Source organism: Streptomyces sp. NPDC090021, from assembly GCF_044748225.1.
Taxonomy (GTDB): domain Bacteria; phylum Actinomycetota; class Actinomycetes; order Streptomycetales; family Streptomycetaceae; genus Streptomyces.
Window position 1 is genome coordinate 175,886 of sequence record NZ_JBIVFO010000004.1, and the last position, 19,981, is coordinate 195,866.

General features: G+C 73.4%; 21 protein-coding genes. 8 read left to right on the forward strand and 13 right to left on the reverse strand.

Translation table 11 applies throughout. The features are described from left to right. Window positions 1–10 precede the first annotated feature (10 nt). Window positions 11–925, forward strand: a complete 915-nt coding sequence (locus ACIPXC_RS04400; RefSeq protein ID WP_183065763.1) for a LysR family transcriptional regulator — start codon at window positions 11–13, stop codon at window positions 923–925. A gap of 130 nt (window positions 926–1,055) precedes the next feature. On the opposite strand, the gene ACIPXC_RS04405 is transcribed toward ACIPXC_RS04400, so the two are convergent. Continuing rightward, complete coding sequence (locus tag ACIPXC_RS04405; RefSeq protein ID WP_401613404.1) at window positions 1,056–1,835, reverse strand: DeoR/GlpR family DNA-binding transcription regulator; 780 nt, start codon at window positions 1,833–1,835, stop codon at window positions 1,056–1,058. 167 nt (window positions 1,836–2,002) lie between these two features. Between ACIPXC_RS04405 and ACIPXC_RS04410 the strand changes: the two genes are divergently transcribed. The 3 genes from ACIPXC_RS04410 (at window position 2,003) to ACIPXC_RS04420 (ending at window position 5,380) form a co-directional block, all read left to right on the forward strand. Further along, window positions 2,003–2,905, forward strand: a complete 903-nt coding sequence (locus tag ACIPXC_RS04410; protein ID WP_401613406.1) for an SIS domain-containing protein — start codon at window positions 2,003–2,005, stop codon at window positions 2,903–2,905. Next, window positions 2,902–3,738 (forward strand): class II fructose-bisphosphate aldolase, encoded by an 837-nt coding sequence (locus ACIPXC_RS04415; RefSeq protein WP_401613408.1) that lies wholly within the window; start codon window positions 2,902–2,904, stop codon window positions 3,736–3,738. Before ACIPXC_RS04410 ends, ACIPXC_RS04415 begins: the two co-directional genes overlap by 4 nt. Window positions 3,739–4,189: 451 nt before the next feature. Next, entirely contained in the window at window positions 4,190–5,380 is a 1,191-nt protein-coding gene (locus tag ACIPXC_RS04420; RefSeq protein WP_401613410.1) for an acyl-CoA dehydrogenase family protein, read from the forward strand. Between the two features lie 102 nt (window positions 5,381–5,482). Here the strand turns inward: ACIPXC_RS04420 and ACIPXC_RS04425 are convergent, their stop codons facing one another. Then, on the reverse strand, window positions 5,483–5,902 hold the full coding sequence (locus ACIPXC_RS04425; RefSeq protein ID WP_266608171.1) for an arsenate reductase ArsC: 420 nt from the start codon (window positions 5,900–5,902) through the stop codon (window positions 5,483–5,485). A gap of 246 nt (window positions 5,903–6,148) precedes the next feature. Between ACIPXC_RS04425 and ACIPXC_RS04430 the strand changes: the two genes are divergently transcribed. The 3 genes from ACIPXC_RS04430 (at window position 6,149) to ACIPXC_RS04440 (ending at window position 8,378) form a co-directional block, all read left to right on the forward strand. Further along, window positions 6,149–6,463, forward strand: a complete 315-nt coding sequence (locus ACIPXC_RS04430; RefSeq protein ID WP_401613412.1) for an ArsR/SmtB family transcription factor — start codon at window positions 6,149–6,151, stop codon at window positions 6,461–6,463. Between the two features lie 77 nt (window positions 6,464–6,540). Further along, window positions 6,541–7,323 carry an aquaporin gene (locus tag ACIPXC_RS04435; protein ID WP_401613414.1) on the forward strand — a complete coding sequence of 261 codons (783 nt, stop codon included), beginning with the start codon at window positions 6,541–6,543 and terminating at the stop codon, window positions 7,321–7,323. Continuing rightward, the gene (locus tag ACIPXC_RS04440; protein WP_401613416.1) at window positions 7,320–8,378 is read left to right on the forward strand and encodes an ArsO family NAD(P)H-dependent flavin-containing monooxygenase; all 1,059 of its coding nucleotides are present in this window, start codon (window positions 7,320–7,322) and stop codon (window positions 8,376–8,378) included. The genes ACIPXC_RS04435 and ACIPXC_RS04440 overlap by 4 nt, the downstream gene beginning before the upstream one ends. A 61-nt stretch (window positions 8,379–8,439) precedes the next feature. Here the strand turns inward: ACIPXC_RS04440 and ACIPXC_RS04445 are convergent, their stop codons facing one another. After that, window positions 8,440–8,937: a GNAT family N-acetyltransferase gene (locus ACIPXC_RS04445; protein ID WP_401613418.1), complete on the reverse strand. Its 498-nt coding sequence runs from the start codon at window positions 8,935–8,937 to the stop codon at window positions 8,440–8,442. Next, window positions 8,934–9,302, reverse strand: coding sequence for a helix-turn-helix transcriptional regulator (locus ACIPXC_RS04450; RefSeq protein WP_030724816.1), 369 nt, complete (start codon window positions 9,300–9,302; stop codon window positions 8,934–8,936). The genes ACIPXC_RS04445 and ACIPXC_RS04450 overlap by 4 nt, the downstream gene beginning before the upstream one ends. A gap of 256 nt (window positions 9,303–9,558) precedes the next feature. On the opposite strand from ACIPXC_RS04450, the gene ACIPXC_RS04455 reads away from it, so the two are divergent. Beyond that, window positions 9,559–10,920: an NAD(P)-binding domain-containing protein gene (locus tag ACIPXC_RS04455; protein WP_401613420.1), complete on the forward strand. Its 1,362-nt coding sequence runs from the start codon at window positions 9,559–9,561 to the stop codon at window positions 10,918–10,920. A 187-nt stretch (window positions 10,921–11,107) separates the two neighbouring features. Here the strand turns inward: ACIPXC_RS04455 and ACIPXC_RS04460 are convergent, their stop codons facing one another. The 9 genes from ACIPXC_RS04460 to ACIPXC_RS04500 form a co-directional block, all read right to left on the reverse strand. Beyond that, the gene (locus ACIPXC_RS04460) at window positions 11,108–11,704 is read right to left on the reverse strand and encodes a hypothetical protein (protein ID WP_401613422.1); all 597 of its coding nucleotides are present in this window, start codon (window positions 11,702–11,704) and stop codon (window positions 11,108–11,110) included. A gap of 42 nt (window positions 11,705–11,746) precedes the next feature. Further along, window positions 11,747–12,247 (reverse strand): flavodoxin domain-containing protein, encoded by a 501-nt coding sequence (locus ACIPXC_RS04465; RefSeq protein ID WP_401613424.1) that lies wholly within the window; start codon window positions 12,245–12,247, stop codon window positions 11,747–11,749. Between the two features lie 279 nt (window positions 12,248–12,526). After that, on the reverse strand, window positions 12,527–12,973 hold the full coding sequence (locus ACIPXC_RS04470) for a universal stress protein (RefSeq protein ID WP_401613426.1): 447 nt from the start codon (window positions 12,971–12,973) through the stop codon (window positions 12,527–12,529). A gap of 85 nt (window positions 12,974–13,058) precedes the next feature. Then, the gene (locus ACIPXC_RS04475; protein WP_401613428.1) at window positions 13,059–15,458 is read right to left on the reverse strand and encodes a glycoside hydrolase family 65 protein; all 2,400 of its coding nucleotides are present in this window, start codon (window positions 15,456–15,458) and stop codon (window positions 13,059–13,061) included. Continuing rightward, on the reverse strand, window positions 15,455–16,216 hold the full coding sequence (locus ACIPXC_RS04480; protein WP_401613430.1) for an HAD family hydrolase: 762 nt from the start codon (window positions 16,214–16,216) through the stop codon (window positions 15,455–15,457). Before ACIPXC_RS04480 ends, ACIPXC_RS04475 begins: the two co-directional genes overlap by 4 nt. After that, on the reverse strand, window positions 16,213–16,374 hold the full coding sequence (locus ACIPXC_RS04485) for a hypothetical protein (RefSeq protein ID WP_401613432.1): 162 nt from the start codon (window positions 16,372–16,374) through the stop codon (window positions 16,213–16,215). Before ACIPXC_RS04485 ends, ACIPXC_RS04480 begins: the two co-directional genes overlap by 4 nt. Next, entirely contained in the window at window positions 16,371–17,447 is a 1,077-nt protein-coding gene (locus ACIPXC_RS04490) for a zinc-dependent alcohol dehydrogenase family protein (protein ID WP_401613434.1), read from the reverse strand. The genes ACIPXC_RS04485 and ACIPXC_RS04490 overlap by 4 nt, the downstream gene beginning before the upstream one ends. A gap of 449 nt (window positions 17,448–17,896) precedes the next feature. Further along, a complete protein-coding gene (locus ACIPXC_RS04495) occupies window positions 17,897–18,562 on the reverse strand; it encodes a CBS domain-containing protein (protein WP_401613436.1) in 666 nt (221 codons plus the stop codon). A gap of 364 nt (window positions 18,563–18,926) precedes the next feature. Continuing rightward, window positions 18,927–19,940 (reverse strand): Acg family FMN-binding oxidoreductase, encoded by a 1,014-nt coding sequence (locus tag ACIPXC_RS04500; protein WP_401613438.1) that lies wholly within the window; start codon window positions 19,938–19,940, stop codon window positions 18,927–18,929. Window positions 19,941–19,981 lie beyond the last annotated feature (41 nt).

Consider the following 19,981-nt stretch of genomic DNA (forward strand, 5'->3'; position numbering starts at 1 on the left):
CAATGGTGGGGTGATCGACCCCCGCCGGCTGCGCATCCTGCGGGCCGTGGCGGACCACCGTACGGTGACCGCCGCGGCCGCAGCCCTCTACCTCACCCCCTCCGCCGTGTCCCAGCAGCTCGCGGCGCTGGAACAGGAGACCGGGCACGCGCTCCTCACCCGCAGCGGCCGGGGTGTACGGCTGACCGCGGCGGGGGAGATCCTGCTCGGCCACGCCCACGAGGTACTGGCGCAGCTGGAGCGGGCGGAGGCCGAGCTCGCGGCGTACGCGGGCGGCTCGGCCGGCGAGGTCACCGTGGCCGCCTTCGCCACGGGGATCGCCGAGGTGCTCGCCCCGGCCATCGCCCGGCTCGCGCTGGAGCGGCCGGGCATCAGGCTGCGGGTGCGTGACGCGGAGGGCGACCAGAGCCTGCCGCTGCTGCTGGACGGCGAGGCCGACCTCGCGCTCGCGGTCGAGTACCGGGGTGCGCCGGGTGCCGACGACGGCCGGCTCTCCGTCCTCCCGCTCTACGCGGAACCCTTCGACGCGGTGCTGCCCTCGGGGCACCCGCTGGCCGATCTGCCGGCGGTGTCGCTGGCGGACCTGTCCGACTCGGACTGGGTGGGCCAGTATCCCGGCAACCCGTGTCACGACGTGACGCTGCTCGCCTGCGAACTGGCCGGCTTCCAGCCGCGGTTCGCGCACTCCTCCGACGACTTCCGCGCCGTGACCGCGCTGGTCGGGGCCGGGGCCGGGGTGGCCCTCGTACCGCGCTCCGCGCTGCGGGGCATGGACCTCAAGGAGGTCCAGGTCCGCCCGGTCGCCGGACCGGCCGCCACCCGCCGGGTCTTCGCCGCCACCCGCCGCGGAGCGGAGACCCACCCGCTGATCGCACCCGTCCTGGCGGCACTGGTCCGCGAATCGGAGCGCCTGCCGGCCCACTGAAGGGGGCGGCGGCCGGTTCTCCGGTACCGCGGGCCGGCCGGCCGACTGGCTGCTGACCGGCCGACCGTGGCACCGCCGGGGCCGGGGCCGGGGCTGGGCTGGGGGCTGCGGCTGCCGCTGCTGCTGCCGCTCAGACTGTGACCACGTCGACCCCCGCCGCGGTGAAGGCCCCGGCCACCGCCGGGGCGAGGCCCGTGTCGGTGACCAGGACGTCCACGGCCGAGGTGGCGCAGATACGGGCGAAGGCGCGGACGCCCAGCTTGCTGGAGTCGGCCGCGACGACGACCCGGCGGGCGCGCTCGCACAGCAGGCGGTTGACCGAGGCCTCGTCCTCGTGCCGGGTCGCCGCACCGTCGCGCGGATCGAAGCCGTCCACGCCGAGGACCGCCGTGTCCACGGACAGCTGCCCGAGGACCTGCTCGGCGAGCGGCCCCGTCAGTTCGTAGGACTGGGGGCGCGCGACCCCGCCCGTCAGCACGATCTTGAACTGCGGCCGGATCACCAGTTCGCCCGCGATGTTCAGCGCGTTGGTGACCACGGTCAGCGCGGGCGAGCCCTGGGCCAGGTCCGGCCGTCCGGCCAGGGCGCGCGCCACCTCGGTGGTCGTGGTGCCGCCCGTCAGGCCGATCACCTCGCCCGGGGAGACCAGTGCCGCGACGGCCTCGCTGATGCGGCCCTTCTCCGCGGCGCGCCGTGACGTTCGGTAGCGCAGGGGGAGTTCGTAGCTGACCCCGTGGAGCACCGCGCCGCCGCGCGTGCGGACCAGCAGCTGCTGCTCGGCGAGCCGGTCGAGGTCACGGCGGATCGTCGCGGCGGAGACCCCGAGGGCCTCGGCCGCCGGTTCCACCTCCAGCTCGCCCCGCTCCACCAGCAGATCCAGCAGTGTCTGCCAGCGCTCCTTGCGGGTCATCGGCCGCCCCCTCCGTACTCGCTCCGCGCCCGTCCCGTGGCCTCCGTCGGGCCACCCGGCGACACTAACCCAGCAGAACACCCCGTGGTTGCTTGAAGTTGCGCGAAATTGCCCGCTACTTTGCAGGAAAACGCATTCAGACCCGTCTGTCGCACGAGGGAGCCTGTATGAGTCACGTCGCGTACGAGTTGGGCACGCAGCCCGCGTGCTGGGAGCGGGCCGCCGAACTGGCCCCGGCCCGGCGGGCGGTGCTCCCGCAGCCGGGGGAGCGCACCGCGATCGTCGGGTGCGGCACCTCGTACTACATGGCACAGGCCGCAGCCGTGCTCCGGGAGCAGGCGGGGCAGGGGGAGACCGACGCCTTTCCCGCGTCGGAGTTCCCGCTCCACCGCCGCTACGACAGGGTCGTGGCGCTCACCCGCTCCGGCACCACCACCGAGGTGCTGGACCTGCTGGCCGCGCTGCGGGACGCGGGCGTACCCACGACCGCCGTCATCGGCGATCCGGCGACCCCGGTGACGACGCTCGCGGACGAGCTCGTCGTACTCGACTTCGCCGACGAACAGTCCGTCGTGCAGACCCGCTTCGCGACCACCGCCCTCACCCTGCTGCGCGCCCACGTCGGGCTGCACGGCCCCGCGGCCGTCGCCGACGCCCGCACCGCCGTCTCGGAACCGCTCCCCGCGGAACTGGCGGGCCGGGGCCAGTTCACCTTCCTCGGCCGCGGCTGGAGCGTGGGGCTCGCCCACGAGGCGGCCCTGAAGATGCGCGAGGCCTCCCTGTCGTGGGCCGAGTCCTACCCGGCGATGGAGTACCGGCACGGGCCGGTCAGCATCTCCGGACCCGGCACCGTCACCTGGTCGCTCGACGAGGCTCCCGACGGCCTCGCCGATCAGGTCCGCCGGACCGGCGGCCACTGGGTGGCCGGCCGGCTCGACCCGCTCGCCGAACTGGTCCGCGTGCACCGCCTCGCCCTGGCCGTGGCCGCCGAACGCGGACTGGACCCCGACGCGCCGCGCAACCTGACCCGCTCGGTGATCCTCACCACCGGCGAGGAGGCGGTCCGATGACCCTCGTCTGCGCGGGCACCCTGGTCAGGGAGGCGGCCGGAGCGGGCCGCGCCGTCGCCGCCTTCAACATCATCACGCTGGAGCACGCCGAAGCCGTCGTGGCCGGCGCCGAGGCGGCGGGACTGCCGGTCATCCTGCAACTGAGCGAGAACGCCGTGAAGTTCCGCGGCGGGCAACTGCTGCCCATCTCCCGCGCCGCGGCCGCCTGCGCGGAGGCCGCAGGGGTCCCCGTGGGACTGCACCTCGACCACGTCAAGAGCCCCGAGTTGCTGCGGCGGGCGTGCGACGCGGGCTACAGCTCGGTCATGTACGACGCCGCCCAGCTCCCGTACGCCGAGAACCTGGAGGCCACCCGGTCGGCCGCCGACTGGGCGCACGCCAACGGGCTGTGGATCGAGGCCGAACTCGGCGAGGTCGGCGGCAAGGACGGCGCCGCCCCGCCGGACCCGCACGCACCCGGTGCCCGTACGGACCCCGACGAGGCGCGGCGGTTCGTCGCCGATTCCGGGGTCGACGCCCTGGCCGTCGCCATCGGCAGCAGCCACGCGATGACCAGCAGGACCGCCGCCCTCGACCACGCGCTGCTGGCCAGGCTCGCCAAGACGGTGGAGGTGCCGCTCGTCCTGCACGGCTCGTCCGGGCTGCCGGACTCCGAGCTCGCGGCGGCCGTCGCGGGCGGCATCCGCAAGGTCAACATCGGCACCGCGCTGAACCTCGCCATGACGGAGGCCATCCGTGCCCACCTGACCCCCGCGGACCCCCGGCCGTACCTCACCGCGGCCCGCTCGGCGATGACGGCGACGGCCACGGCGATGATCGGCGCCCTGAACTGAGCCGCCATCGGGGGCGGGCGGGGACGTACGCCGGGGACGTGCCAACCGCAGGCGCTTCCTGCTGATCGCCGGGATCCCGCCGCCGACCGTGGGCGCGGGTACGGCCCACGCCGTGTGGCCCGGCCCGGCCCGGCCCGGCCCGGCCCGGCCCGGGCCACACGGCGTAGGCCACAGGTCCGCTCCGAGCTGGACGCCGTGAACACGCGCTTCGGCCCGTACGTCGGCCCCTCGTCGAGGCGTACTGGCCCGGCCGCGCCCCGCAGAAGCCGCCGTCGGGATCGTCATGGTGGCGAGCCCGGCCGCCGGAACCGAACGGCCGGTACGCGGGTCCTTCCGAATTCTTGCAACAGGTTCTAATCTGACCGCCGCCACACGCCATCACGCCACACGCCATCACGCCGTCACGGCGAACCGGCCGGAACGGCTGGACCGCGATATTCCCGGAGGGGCCGTGCACCTCGAATACACGCCTGAGCAGCAGCGGTTGCGCACCGAGCTGCGCGCCTACTTCGCCGAGCTGGTCCCCGAGGACGTCTACGCCCGCTACGAGGACCCGGCCGCCCAGAAGCGGTTCTACCGGGAGACCATCCGCAGGCTCGGAGCCGACGGCTGGCTCGGCGTCGGCTGGCCGAAGGAGTACGGCGGCCGCGGGATGACCCCGATGGACCAGTTCATCTTCTTCGACGAGGCCGCGCAGGCGGTCGTACCGCTTCCCCTGATGGCGCTCAACACGGTCGGGCCCACCATCATGCAGTTCGGCACCGACGAGCAGAAGGCCTACTTCCTGCCCAGGATCCTCTCCGGAGAGATCGACTTCGCCATCGGCTACAGCGAGCCCGACGCGGGCACCGACCTCGCCGCACTCAGGTGCAAGGCCGTGCGCGAGGGTGACGAGGAGACCGGCACCTACGTCGTCAACGGGCAGAAGATCTGGACCACCAACGGCGACACCGCCGACTGGGTCTGGCTCGCCGTGCGCACCGACCCGGACGCCCCCGCCCACAGGGGCATCACCATGCTCCTCGTCCCGACCTCGGACCCCGGATACTCCTGCACCCTCATCAACACCCTGGCCTCCCACGACACCACGGCCAGCTACTACGAGGGCATCCGCGTCCCCGCCGCCCGCCGCGTCGGCCAGGAGAACAAGGGCTGGCGGCTGATCACCAACCAGCTCAACCACGAGCGCGTCACCCTCGCCGCGCACGGCACGATGGCGATCCGGGCACTCCACGACGTGCAGCGCTGGGCGGCGTCGACGAAGCTCGCGGACGGCCGCCGGGTCATCGACCTGTCCTGGGTCCGCGGCCGCCTCGCCCGCACGCACACCCGCCTCGACGCGATGAAGCTGCTCAACTGGCAGATGGTGAACGCGGTCGAGTCCGGCACGCTCACCCCGCAGGACGCCTCCGCGGTCAAGGTGTACGGCTCCGAGGCGCGCCGCGACGCGTACGCCTGGCTGATGGAGATCGTCGGCGCGGCGGGCCCCCTCAAGGACGGCTCCGCCGGCGCGGTCCTGCACGGCGAACTCGAACGCGGCTACCGCAGCGCGGTCATCTTCACCTTCGGCGGCGGCAACAACGAGATCCAGCGGGAGATCATCTCCTGGATAGGCCTGGGCATGCCCCGAGTCCGCCGCTGATCCCGGGCAGTGGTCCGGCTGGGTGTGCCCGGCGCGGCCGGAGCCCATGACGACGGCGTCGTGTACGTCGGCGGCCGGGGCGTCCTGCTCGCGCGGGGTGCCTCAGGCCTTGGACTTGGCGTCGATCTCGGCGATCAGGCCCTCGATGAGGCCCTTGATCTCGTCGCGGATGGGGCGGACGGCCTCGACGCCCTGGCCGGCCGGGTCCTCCAGCTGCCAGTCGAGGTAGGTCTTGCCGGGGAAGTACGGGCAGGCGTCGCCGCAGCCCATGGTGATGATGTAGTCGGACGCCTGGGCGGCCTCGGGGGTGAGGACCTTCGGCTTCTGGTCGGAGATGTCGATGCCCAGCTCGGCCATGGCGGCCACGGCGGAGGGGTTGATCTGCTCACCGGGCACGGAGCCGGCGGAGCGGACCTCGACGCGGTCGCCCGCGAGGTGGCGCAGGAAACCGGCCGCCATCTGGGAGCGGCCCGCGTTGTGGATGCAGACGAACAGGACGGAGGCGGCGGGAGCGGAGGACATCTGTTCTTCCTTGGGTCGACGCTGCGGGGTTTCATGCGGTGAGCCGGTGAGCCGGTGAGCCGGTGAGGGCTCGGTGACGTGGGCGTCCGTGGCGCCGCGGATGCCGGGGACGACGGCGGTCGGCGCCCCGTCGGGGCCGGCGTCCGGCCCGCCGAGGAGCGGGTGGGCGCGGCGGTCCCGTTCGTGGAGCCGAGAGGGGTCACTGCAGGCTGGTATCAGCCTCGGGTGATGTGACAGTATCAGCCCATGATGACGTCAGTCGACACTGATCTGATCCGGGTTCTGGCCGACCCCCTCAGGCTCCGGATCGTGACCCTGCTCGCCCGTGAGACGCTCTGCACCACCCACCTGGTGGAGGAGACGGGCGCGAAGCAGACCAACCTCTCCAACCACATGAGGGTGCTGCGGGAAGCGGGGGTCGTGGAGACGGAGCCGTGCGGCCGGTACATCTACTACCGCCTGCGCCCGGAGGTCATCGAAGCCCTCGCCGGTCGGTTCGCCGACCTCGCTCGGACCGCGCGGGCCACCGCCGAAGCGAACCTCAAGCGGTCCTGCCCCTAGGCCCCCCAGGTCCCCCAGGCCCCCCAGGTCCCCGCGGCCTTGTCCGCCCTGCCTCAGCTGCCCGAGGAGTATCTGCCTTGACCGCCACCGAGCCCGCCGTGCGGGACGCCACAGCCGCCGACACGGCGCCGCAGCCCGCGCCCGGCGCGACCGCGCCCCGTACCCCGTTGATCGCCCGTGCGGCCGCCGAGGCGGTCGGTACGGCCGCGCTCGTCGCGGTGGTGGTCGGCTCCGGCATACAGGCCACCGACCTCACCGACGACGTCGCGCTGCAACTGCTGGCCAACTCCACCGCCACCGTCTTCGGGCTCGGAGTGCTGATCCTCCTCCTCGGCCCGGTCTCCGGCGCCCACTTCAACCCGGCCGTCACGCTGGCCGAGTGGTGGACCGGCCGCCGCGGCGGCGCCGGCGTCAACGCCCGCGAGCTGGCCGTGTACGTGCCCTCGCAGATCGTCGGCGCGATCGCGGGCGCGATCCTCGCGGACGCGATGTTCGGCGAGCCGCTGGTGAAGTGGTCCACCCACGACCGCTCCGCCGGGAACCTCCTCCTGGGCGAGGTCGTCGCCACGGCCGGTCTGATCCTGCTGATCTTCGGTCTGGCCCGCACCGACCGGCTCCGCTTCGCGCCCGTCGCCGTCGCCTCGTACATCGGCGCCGCGTACTGGTTCACCTCGTCCACCTCTTTCGCCAACCCGGCCGTCACCGTCGGCCGCGCCTTCACCGACACCTTCGCCGGCATCGCCCCGGCCTCGGTGCCCGGCTTCATCGCCATGCAGCTCATCGGCGCCGTGGCGGGTCTGGCCCTGGTGGCGGTCATCTTCATGCGTGGCCGGACGGACAACGCAACGCCCCCGGCATGACGCGGCGCACGGACGTGGTGGTGATCGGCGGCGGCCAGGCGGGGCTCGCCGCCGGGTACCACCTGCGGCGCCTGGGCGTCGAGTTCGTCATCCTCGACGCCGAGGCCGCGCCCGGCGGTGCCTGGCAGCACACCTGGGACTCCCTGCGCCTGTTCTCCCCGGCTCAGTACTCCTCCCTGCCCGGGCGGCTCATGCCCTCCCGGCCCGGCGAGGCCCACCCGGACGCCGCCCACGTCGTCGACTACCTCGCCGACTACGAGAAGCGGTACGAACTCCCCGTCCACCGCGGCACACGGGTCGACGGCGTGCACCGCGACGGACCCGGTCTGCGGGTCGAGACGGACTCCGGTTCCTGGACCGCGCGGGCCGTCATCGGCGCCACCGGCACCTGGACCCGGCCGTTCCTGCCGGCCGTCCCCGGAGGGCGTGACTTCCGGGGACGCCGGCTGCACACCGTGCAGTACCGCAGCCCGTCCGCATTCACCGGGCAGCGGGTGATCGTGGTGGGCGGCGGCAACTCCGGAGCCCAGATCGCCGCCGACCTCGCCTCCGCCGGCGTCGACCTGGTCTGGGTCACCCGACGCCCGCCCCGCTACCTCGCCGACGACATCGACGGCCGAGCCCTCTTCGACGCGGCGACCGCCCGCCGACGGGCTCTCGACGAAGGCCGCACCGACACCGGCGGGGTCGCCTCCCTCGGTGACATCGTCGCCGTCCCGCCCGTACGCGCCGCCCGCGACGCCGGACTCCTCGGCGTCCGGCCGATGTTCACCCGGCTCACCGAGACCGGGGCCGAGTGGGCCGACGGCACCCGGACCGAGGCCGACGCCATCATCTGGTGCACCGGATTCCGGCCCGCCCTCGCCCCCTTCGCCTCCCTGCGCCTGCGCGGCACCCGAGGCCGCATCGCCCTGGACGGCACCCGCGCCGTGGACGAACCGCGCCTGCACCTGCTCGGTCACGGCGACTGGACCGGCCCCGCCTCCGCCACCCTCATCGGCGTCGGCCGCCCCGCCCGGGATGCGGCCCGCGAGATCGCGCGCCTCCTCGCGTGACCCGGCAGGACGGGGCGGATCGCGGCCGGGCCCACACGATGTCGATGCTCGTGCCGGACGGTCAGCCCGCCACGGAACTGCGGCGCTCCAGCAGTACGACGTCACGCCAGATCCCACGATGGCGGCCGATGCGTTCCCGGGTGCCGATGGTGCGGAAACCGGCTCGTGCGTGGACGGCGAGGCTGGCGGTGTTCTCGGGGAAGACACCGGACTGGATGGTCCAGATGCAGGCGGCCTCCGTCGAGGCGATCAGGGCGTCCAGCAGGGCGCGGGCGACGCCGCGGCCACGGGCGTCGGGACGGACGTAGACGGAGTGCTCGACCACGCCCGCGTACGCGCACCGGTCCGACACCGTGCTCGCCGCGATCCAGCCCGCCACCCGGCCGTCGTCGTCGAAGGCGACGAAACGGTGGCCGGGCAGCTTGGCCTTGTCGAACGCGGACCACTCGGGGGCCCGCGTCTCGAAGGTGGCGTTGCCCTCTTCGATTCCGGCCCGGTAGATGTCCAGCACCTGTTCGGCGTGCTCGGGCAGCAGCGCCTCGACGCGCACCGCGGTCATGCCGTCTTCGCGGCGCCGGCCAGCAGCGCGCCCATGGCGGCCAGCACGGACGGCTCGACCCGGTAGTACACCCACGTCCCGCGGCGCTCGGAGGACAGCAGGCCCGCCTCCTTCAGCTTCTTCAGGTGGTGGGAGACGGTGGGCTGGGAGACGCCGACATCGGAGATGTCGCACACGCAGGCCTCTCCGCCCTCGTGCGAGGCGACGGCGGAGAACAGGCGCAGGCGCACCGGGTCACCGAGGGCCTTGAACATCTTCGCCGCGACCTCGGCCTCCTCGGCCGACATCGGGCGCTCGTTCAGCGGCGGGCAGCAGGCCGCGACGACGTCGGGCTCCAGCAGCGGCAGCACCTTCACATTCGACATACGTCTATGTTGACACACATCGAACCAAGGGGGCAGGGGGTCAATCGTGGGTCGGGTGGGCCAGGTGTGCCCCAGTCCAATAATTTGATGAATGTCTATGTTGACGTCTGTCGATACAGGTGCCATGCTGATCACGCAAGCCATAGACAAACTTCGAAACACCAGGCCAAGAGCGAGGCCGTCGTCACCGGCGCCGGCTGCTGCTGATCACCCGAAGTCTCACCCACCCACCTGCGCGAACACCCGGAGACCTGTCATGAGCGAGACCACCGCCGAGCTGCCCGTCGTCGTCATCGGGGCCGGCCCCGCCGGACTCGCGGCCGCCGCCCACCTCCTCGACCGCGCCATCACGCCCCTCGTCCTGGAGGCCGGACCTGTCGCCGGAGCCGCTGTGCGCGAGTGGGCGCACGTACGGCTCTTCTCCCGGTGGGGCGAACTCGTCGATCCGGCCGCCGAGAAGCTCCTGGCGCCGACCGGCTGGACCAAGCCCGCCGAGGACACCTACCCCTCCGGCGGGGACTGGGCCGAGCACTACCTCCAGCCGCTGGCCGACGTGCTCGGCGAGCAGGTCCGCTACGACGCCCGCGTCACCGGCGTCTCCCGCACCGGCCGCGACCGCCTCGTCGACGCCGACCGCGAGGCCCAGCCCTTCGTGGTCCACTACGAGACGGCGGACGGACGCGAGCGGCGGGTCCTGGCCCGCGCGGTCATCGACGCCTCCGGCACCTGGGCCACCCCCGGCCCCGCCGGCGGCAGCGGACTGGCCGCCCTCGGTGAAAAGTCCGCCGCCGACCGCGTCACCTACCGCGTCCCGGACCTGAAGGACCCCGCAGTCCGCGCCCGCTACGCCGGCAAGCGCACCGCCGTCATCGGCTCCGGAGCCTCCGCCTTCACCGCCCTCGCCCACCTCGCCGCCCTCGCCATGTCCGACGACGGCCGGGGGACGCACGCCACCTGGATCCTGCGCCGCGGGATCTCCGGCTCGACCTTCGGCGGCGGCGAAGCCGACCAACTGCCCGCCCGCGGCGCCCTCGGCCTCGCCGCCAAGGCGGCTGTCGACGGAGGCCACGCCGACGCCGTCACCGGCTTCCGCACCGACGCCTTCGAGCGCGACGGGGAAGGCCGCCTGGTCCTCGTCGGGGAGGACGGTCGCCGCCTGGACGCGGTGGACGAGGTCATCGTGCTCACGGGCTTCCGCCCCGACCTCACCTTCCTCGACGAGCTGCGTCTGGGACTGGACGAGCGCCTGCAGGCTCCGGTGGAGCTGGCGCCGCTGATCGACCCGAACCAGCACTCCTGCGGCACCGTCTACCCCCACGGCGTGAACGAGCTCTCCCACCCGGAGAAGGACGTCTACCTCGTCGGCATGAAGTCCTACGGCCGCGCCCCCACCTTCCTCGCCATGACCGGCTACGAGCAGGTCCGCTCCATCGCCGCCCACCTCGCAGGCGACCACGAGGCCGCCGAGCGCGTCGAACTCGTCCTCCCCGAGACCGGGGTGTGCGGCGGGGCGGGCCTCTTCGACGAGCCCGCCGCTGAGGAGACCGGCGGCGGGTGCTGCGCGGCCCCGGCGACCCTCACCATCGGTGCCGCTCCGGCTGCCGCCGGCGGCTGCTGAGGTGAGCGACCTGCACAGCGGCGTGGCCGCGGCCGGGACGGGGGTCCGGTCGCGGCCACGCGCCGTCCTGCCCGCCCTCTGTAGAAGCCCGGTCATGACGAGCGCGGCGGAGACGGTACCGGGCCGGCCCCGGCGTTCCAGGGGGTCCGGCGCGGTGTCCGGCGTGAGGTACGGGGAGGCGGCGGTATCAGTCATCTCCGGCTCCCGGTCCGGGACGAAGACGGCCCGACCAGAGGGGCTCGACGCCCGCCCACTCCGATTCCCAGGCCCGAGCGCTGCGCGCGTCGACCATACGGAGCCGCACGGCCACGAGGCCGCCGCCACCGAGCACGATCCCGGCCACCGCCGCGGCGCCGAGGGCCACCGCGTTCAGCGCGATGTCGGCCCGGCCCGGCGGCGCGTCCGCCGTACGGCCGGAGTCGTCGATCCACACGCGGACCGTGTCCCCTTTCCGGGTTCCCGCCGGAACGGGGATGGTTTCCGTGTGCGGGCGCTGTGCGGGGTAGTGCCACGTGGCCGTGGCCACGGTGACCGTCCGGCTGCTCGGCCGGTCTTCCGTCCGGTGGGCGGTCTCCCCGACCGTGGTGGCCGTCACGACGTGCCGATGGCGTGCGACGTCCACGGCAGCGTGGTGGCCGTCCGTCCATGCGGCCCGCCCGACGGCGAAACCGGCGACGAGCGCCAGCAGGCAGGTCAGCGCGAAGGCGGCATGCATACGGGTCCGGGTGCGGTCGACATCCCGCCTCAGCGGGTTGGCCCCCGTCCCGTTCGTCCGGTGGTGCATGGCGGGCCTCCGTGCCGGTGCCTGCCGGGCCGGGCCGTCCCCTCAGGCGGCGGCGAGCTCGGCGCTGATGTGGTGGGCCCACTTCTGGATTCGCTCGGGGTTGCGGAAGTCCCCGCCCTTGCCCTGGCGGGTCAGCGCCTTGGCGAGGAAGCCCGGGGTACGGGCGGTGACGCTGCCACCGAAGGTCATGTGCTCGCGCGCTCCGACCAGCTGCATCTCCCGGGCCACGGCGGCGACCGGGGGGATGTCCCTCTCCTCGGCGGAGCGGTCGAGGGGGCCGCTGCTGAACATCCACACCGGGCGATGCCGCAGGGAGTCGGCGTTGCGTTCGGCGCAGTGCTTGGCCTTGGTGCTCCAGTGGCCGGCGTAGAGGGCGCCGCCGAGGACGACGGCGTCGTAGTCGCGGACGTCGTGGACATCGCCGGCGGGCAGCACGACGGCGTCGAGACCGTCCTCGCGCAGGGTCCTGCCGATCTGCTCGGCGATGCCTGCGGTGGCGCCGTGTTTGGTGCCGTACGCGACCAGGACTCGCTTGGTGCTCATGGCGGGCGCTCCTTGACTGCGGGCTGCGGGTCTGATGCCACTGTTACGCGGCCCATGGCCCGTCCGCTTGGGCCGGACGGGCCCTACCGGGACCATTCGGTCCTCCCCTGAGCACCGTCCCCGGAGCACCGTGCCCCGGCCACGGCAGCACGGACCGCGACACGACCGGGGGGAACCTGCGCTCGACGCCGTCGACCGGGAACGGCTCGGCGCGTGCAGCACGCCGACGGGCGCGGCCGCCGGGAAGGAGCAGCAGATGCACGCCCCGCCTCGGGCGGGTCAGCCGACGGCGGTGTCCGCCCGGACGATGGTGATCGGACACGGTGCGTGGAGCGCCGCCTGCTGGCTCACCGAACCGAGCAGGGCGCGGCTGAAGCCACCGCGACCACGGCTGCCCACGACCAGCATGTCCGCACCCGTTGCCGCGTCGACCAGGACATCGACCGGGTTGCCGCGCACCAGACGCTGGTGCACGGAAGGGGCGTCCTCACCGAGAACAGCACGGACCTCCTCGACCAGCCGGCGCTCGGCGTCCTCCTCGTCGAACGTGGTGTCCACCGCCGGAGCCGACCACGATGCGGCACCGGGCAGGTCCCACGCCGCGACCGCCTCCACCCGGCCGCTCACCAGCTCTGCGTACCGGACCGCCCAGCGCAGTGCGGCCTGGGACGAGGGCGATCCGTCGACACCCACCACGATCCGCGGCGCCTCATGCTGCCTGTCCATCCCGTTCACCTTTCCAGACGGCTGATACATCCACAGTGTGCGCTTCGCGAACACACCGCCACGCGGGCTGCCACCAGGGGGCGCGTCAGCTCCGGGGAAGACGGAACCACCGTTCCTGACCTGCGGAAACGCGTGCGTGTCGGCCGCCGGGCAGGACCAGGGGCACCGGCCCCCGGGCCGACGGGGGGACGCTGATGCCGAGCCGTCCGGGCCGGAACCGGACACGGACGCCCCGGTGCCCGAGATAGCAGACGGAGAACGAGGAACCGGGCACCTCGGAGAGCGGCACCGGGTCGATGTGCAGGCCGTCGCCCTGCGATTCGAGTCCTACGATGCAGCGCTCGACGAGGTCGAGGGTGCCGCCCATGGCGCCGAGATGGATCCCTTCGCCGGTGGTGCCGCCCTGGACGTCGGTGATGTCACCGAGCAGGGCCTCCTGGCAGTAGCGCCAGGCGTCGGGGCCCTGCTCCCGGGCGAGTACCCAGCCATGGACGAGACTGCTCAGCGTGGAGCCGTGGCAGGTGCGCCGCAGGTAGTAGTCCACCGTCCGGCGCCAGAGTCCGTCGTCGAGGCGGTACCCGAGCCGAAGGAACGCCTGTTCCAGTTCTGCGGGGCGGAAGAGGTACCCGAGCATGAGGGTGTCGGCCTGCTTGGACGCCTGGTAGCGGTTGGGGGTGTCGCCTTCGGCTTCCAGGATGCGGTCCAGGCGGCGGATGTCGTGGTAGCGGGCGCGATAGTCGTCCCAGTCGAGCTCGGCGAGGTCCCCGTAGCCGTGGAACTGGCTGATCACGTCGCGATGGAACGGCACGTAGAGACGGCGGGAGACGTCCTCCCAGACGGTGAGGCCGTCGGGGCCGATGCCGAGTTGTGTGAGGAGCTCGGCCCGCCGGGCAGCCGGGAGCTCCCGGTACAGGTCGAGGGCCCGGTTCAGTACCCACGCCGCGGTGACGTTGGTGTAGGCGTTGTCGTCGATACCGGGAGCGGTGGCGCCCGGGTAGGCGTCGTGGTATTCGTCCGGTCCGACGACGCCGCGGATCCGGTAGCGGCCCAGACCTGTGTCCCACGTCGCCGTGTCGGCCCAGAAGTGGGCTGTGTGCAGGAGGAGTTCGGCACCCGGGCCGTGCATGAACCCGGCATCGCCGGTGGCGCGCCCGTACCGCCACACGTTCCAGGCGATGGCCGACCCCACATGGCGCTGGAGGTGCGAGTGGTCCGGCAGCCATCGGCCGGAGCGCGGGTTGAGATGCAGCCGCTGGGTCTCCTCGGATCCGGAACCGCCGCTCTGCCAGGGGAACATCGCCCCTTTCGCCCCGGCCCGGCGAGCGGCCTGTCGCGCCGCGGGAAGTCTTCTGTGCCGGTACATCAGCAGGGCGCGGGCGGTCTCGGGAAGGTGGAGGGCGAGATAGGGCACGACGAACAGCTCGTCCCAGAAGACGTGCCCCCGGTACGCCTCACCGTGAAGGCCGCGGGCGGGGACGCCCGCGTCGAGCTCCGCAGTGTGCGGGGAGAGGGTCTGCAGCACGTGGAAGGCGTGCAGCCGCAGCACCTTCCCCGTCTCGCCCGGTACCTTCAGCTCTCCTTCGCTCCAGAGGCGTAGCCAGGACGCCCGTTGGGAGGCCAGCAGGGAGGGGAAGTCCGGGGCGTGCGTGGCGCAGTCGATGCTCCGCCGCAGCGGCTCGGCCGGGGGACGGTCCAGGGAGGTGCACAGGGCGGCGGTCTTCACGACCACGACGGGAGCGGCCCGCTCGATCGGCAGGACGAACGTCTGCGAGGCGGTGGTGGCCGTGCAGGACGCGCCCACCGGTGCCCGAGGACGTGCCGATGTCCGCACGGCGAGCCCGATCCTCACCCGGGAGGCGGTCGTGGTGCAGGACAGCCAGGAGATGCCCTCCGCCTCCACCCCGGCCCGGTGCTCGACGAGATGACGTCCGGCCAGGGAGCGGTAGCGGTCGACGCCCGCGTTGGTGACGTCGCCGTCGAGTACGGACTCGATCTCGATCCTGCCGCTCCAGCCGTAGGCTTTGAACACCGTGTTCTGCGCCGCCAGGTTCGGGTCGCCCATGTGGACGAGACGGGTGTGGGTGACGCCCAGGCGGCGGCCGTCGGCGTCGTGGAAGAGCATGCGGCGGGTCAGCGTTCCGGCGCGCAGATCGAGCGAGACGTGGCTGTGGCGAAGAGACGGGTGGTCGGGTGTGAGCCAGTCGCCGGGCGGTGCGCCCTCCGGCAGACAGCGGTACCGCAGGGCGGTCCAGTCCGGCAGCCGGACCATGTCCTCGTTGGAGACCGTTCGGCCGCCGACGGTGGAGGCGAGCCGGTCGTAGCAGCCGGCGAGGTAGGTGCCCGGGTAGTGGATGTCGTCGGCGACGCATTCGGGCGCCGAACCGCGCGTGGCGAAACGGCCGTTGCCCAGGGTGCACAGGGATTCCACCAGCCGCTCGGTTGTCGGGTCGTAGCGCTGGTACTGCCAGTGCCAGGGCGTGTTCACGGGCGGCGGCCGCCTTCGAGCGCGTCGGGCAGCCCACCGAGGTCGCGGAGGACGAGATCGGCGCCGTGCTCACCCAGGGCGTCCCTCCTGCCCGGGTCGTCCTCGCGGTCGAGCCCCACCACCAGCCGGAACCCGCCCCGGTGTCCCGCCTCGACGCCGGCGAGCGCGTCCTCCACCACGGCCGTGTGCGCGGGGGACGCGCCGAGACGACCGGCAGCTTCGAGGAAGAGGGCGGGGTCGGGCTTGCCCGGGAGGGCGAGCGCGGTCGCGTCCCGGCCGTCCACCACGGTGTCGAAGTAGCCGATGAGGCCTGCGGATTCCAGGAGGGAGCGGGCGTGCCGGGAGGCCGAGACTGCTGCGCACCGGATCGTCCTCTCCCGCAGTTCCCGGAGCGCGGGCCGCACGTCGGCGAAGGCTCGGACGCCGTCCGCCCGCAGCGTCGCGGAGAAGACCTCCTCCTTGCGGGCGGCGACCGCGTGGACGGTGGCGCACCCGGGCGGATCCTCGGGCGTTCCGGGCGGGAGGCCGATGTGGCGGGCCGTGAGGAAGGCACGTACGCCGTCGAGGCGGGAACGGCCGTCGACCAGGTCCCGGTACTCGTGGACGGCGTCGAACGGGCGCGGTCCCGCACCGCCGTGAGAGGGCTGCCACTCGGGGAGGCAACCGTCGAAGACCTCCTTCCAGGCGGCCGCGTGGCGGTCCGCCGTGGCGAGGAGCACTCCGTCGGTGTCGAAGACGACCGCCCGCAGGTCGTTCATGGGCCGTGCACCGCACGACGGCCCGTGACGCGGGCGGAGGTGACCTTCGTCGCGTGGGCGCGCGGGCCGCCGGCCCAGGGCCGGGAGCGGGCCGTGGTGCCGATCTCGTAGACGACGTCGGTCCCGGCGGTTCCGGCGGTGACGGACACGACGCTCACTGCTCCCGGGGTGGTACGGCGACGGTGTCGTGCTGCGGTCCGCCGAGGACGACCTTGAGGGCGCCGGTGTCGCCGGCGCGGGAGAAGACGTCGTACGCCTCCTGCATCCGGTCCAGCTCGAACCGGTGGGTGACCATGGCGGCCCCGGTGAGGCGGCCGGCGGCCATCATGCGCAGCAGCATGGGGGTGGAGCGGGTGTCGACGAGGCCGGTGGTGATCGTGACGTCCTTGATCCAGAGGTCTTCGAGGTGGAGGGTCGCGGGCTTGCCGTGGACGCCGATGTTGGCGACGCGGCCGCCGGGCCGGACCATGCGGGTGCACATCTCGAACGCTTCCGGCACGCCGACGGCCTCGATGACCACGTCCGCGCCGAGCCCGTCGGTGAGGTCCTCGACCAGACGCTCCGGCTCCTCGTCCGCGCTCGCGGTGGCATCGGCGCCGAGGTCGTGCGCGGCGGCGAGCCGGGAGGCGGCGAGGTCCACGGCGATGATGCGTCCGGGGCTGTAGAGCTGTGCGGTGGCGATGGAGGCCAGTCCGATGGGGCCGGCACCGACCACGACGACGGTGTCGCCGGGGCGCACGTTGCCGTTGAGTACGCCCACCTCGTAGGAGGTCGGGAGGATGTCGGCGAGCAGTACGGCGTCGTGGCTCGCCAGGGTGCTGGGCAGCGGGTGGACGGAGAGGTCGGCGAAGGGGACGCGGACGTATTCGGCCTGGGTGCCGTCGATGGTGTGGCCCAGGACCCAGCCGCCGCCTCCGCGGCATTGTCCGTAGCGGCCTTCGCGGCAGAAGCGGCAGCGGCCGCATGCGGAGATGCAGGAGATCAGCACGCGGTCGCCGGGGCGGACGCTGCGGACGTCGCCGCCGGTCTCGACGACGGTCCCCACGGCCTCGTGGCCCAGGATCCGTCCGGGAGTGACCTCGGGGACGTCGCCCTTGATGATGTGCAGGTCGGTGCCGCAGATGGTGACGGCGTCGACGCGGACGATCGCGTCGGCGGCGTCCTTGATCGCGGGGTCCGGGACGTCCTGCCAGGAGGTCTGTCCGGGCCCGTGGAAGACGAGTGCCTTCATGGCGCGGCCTTCTCTCGGTCAGCGGTGCGAAAAGGGTGGTCACCGCCAGGCTGTGCCCGTGGTCCTCCGTACCGCTTGGGCCGGTCGGCCCCTGCCCGGGGACCACTCGGTCCCCGGGAGCAGGTTCCCGGACGGGAGCGACCACGCCCGCGTCGACGTCGACTGCGGACTCTTCCAGAGTGGCGCGGACCTTCTAGGCCGCAACCGGGACGAGCCGCCCTGCGTCGCTTCCGGCACCTGACCCGGGCTTGTCGACGGTGCGTCCCGAGCGGACGCTGCGGAGGAAAACGCTGGGCGTGGGCCGGGAGGCGTGCGCCCCGCGGAGCGCCGGCCCCGGCCTCCTGCCCCGGCCTCCTGCCCCGGCCCCCGGCCCCGGCCTCCTGCCCCGGCCCCCGGCCTCCTGCCGCGGCTGCTTCGACCGGGTCCGGGACGTCGGGCCCCAGGGGCTGTCAGTGGCCGGTGCCTTCCTCCGCCGCCACCAGTCGGCAGTCGACGTCGACGATGCCCTCGACGGAGCGGGTGAGGCGTTCGGCCACCGGGATCAGGGTCCGGTCCTTCACCTGTCCGGTCAGGGTGGCGACGCCGTGGAGGACGGTGACCCTCACCGCCCCGTGGGAGAGCGGGAACAGGTGGGTGACGACGCTCCGGCGGATCTCCGCGGTCAGCTCCTCGTCGCTGCGCAGGAAGACCTTGAGGAGGTCGCTCCTGCTGACGATGCCCTTGAGGGCGCCGTCGGCGTCGACGACCGGGAGGCGTTTGATGTGCCGGTCGGCCATCAGGCGGGCGGCCCGGGGGAGGGTGGCGTCGGGGTGGATCGTGACCGCGGGGGTGGTCATGAGGTTCTCGGCGCGGGTGGAGCCGGCCTTGGCCGTGTCGCCGAGGCGGCGCATCCGTTCGATCATGCCGGGGCCGTGCTCGTGGAACTCCTCCTTGGGCAGCAGGTCGGCCTCGGAGACCACGCCGACGACGCGGCCCTCGCCCTCGACGACGGGGAGGGCGGTGACCTTCCACCGCTTCATCGCGGCGGCGATGTCCTTGAAACCGGTCGACGGGGTGACGGCCACGACCTGGGTGGTCATGACGTCGGCGACGGTGTAGGGGGTGGAGGGGGGCATGGAGGGTTCCTCATCGTGTGGGAGAGCGGGAGGCGAGCGGGTCAGCGGACCAGGACGGCCTCGCCGGACTCGGGGACGCCGGACCTCCGGCCCGGCTCGTCCGTGATCCGTTCGTGCGGGGTCTCGGAGGCGCCCTCCTCGCCGGTCTCCCTTCGGGACGGGTGCCGCCGGCCGGCGGCACCGGCCCGGCCCGGCTCCGCAGGACGTGCCCGACCGTTCCGGGCAAAGGGCCGACGGGCCGGGGTGGGGCGAGGGATCACCCCGAAGGCGACCCCGTCCGGCTCACCGGCCGTCGTGCGACCCGGCAGCGGTGAGCCAAGTGCAGCGGTGAGCCGGACGCAACGGTGAGCCGGGTGCCGGTGCGTCACCGGATCTCCAGGACCTCCGTCACCGGGCGACGCGGCGTGGCCACTCCCGACGGGCCGTAGCCGAGGCGCACCACCATCTGGACGTGGCCCGCGGAGGCGAGCGGATCGCGGACCGTCCAGCGGAGCTCCGGCCATTCGAGCGCTTGCGAGGTCATCGACGTGGCGAGGCCGTCGGCGGTGGCCCGCAGGAGCACGCGTTCGAGGGCCTGGCCGGCCCGCAGCCAGTCGGCCGGGGTGTCGGTCGGCGTGCCGAGCAGGGCGAGCTGGGGGTGCTTCTCGAAGACGGCCCAGCCGCGGCCCGGGACCGGATGGGCCCGGCCGAAGTCGCGTACGGGCGCCGTCGCCGCGCCGGAACTCCGGGGACCGAACGCCGCGGTGGGAATCCCGTCGTCCCGCGTCGTGGTCGCTGTCGCGGTCGTAGGAGACGGGCCCGGCGCCCCGGTGGTCCAAGAGGCCGTCTCCGCCCGGGCGAGCGGGTCCATCTCCTCGTGGTGCTCCGCGTCCCGTACGAGTGCCAGCACGGTCTCGGTGTGCCAGCTGTCGGGGACGGTCAGCAGGCAGCCCTCCAGCCGGGCGGCTGCCCGCAGGCCGTCCAGCAGCGCGGGCGCGATGCGCTCGTCGCCGAACGGAAGGCGGCTGGTGTGCCGGCGCCGGAGCGCGTCGTGCAGGGCGGCGAGCTCGTGGTTCTCCTCCGTGGGCGGCCCGAGGCCGACGGTGGCCAGCAGCCACGGGTCGTCCGGGTCGGGCAGCAGGGCCACGTCGGCACCGAGTCCGTTCCACGCCGCCGATACGCGCAGGTTGAACAGTGCCGCGGAGCAGCCCAGGTGGAGGGCACGGTGGTCGGGGTCCGTCCGCGTCATGGCCCGTTCCGGATCGCCGCGCAGTTCGAGGGTGCCGGTCGCCGAGTGCAGGAGGAACCGCCAGGGCTGGGCGTTGTGCATCGAGGGGGCCGTGACGGCGTCCGCCACGAGCCGGGCGGCGGTGTCCGCGTCGACAGGGGATGCGCTCATGGGAATCGTCCTGTTCCGTGCGTTCGTTCGGGTGTCCGGCC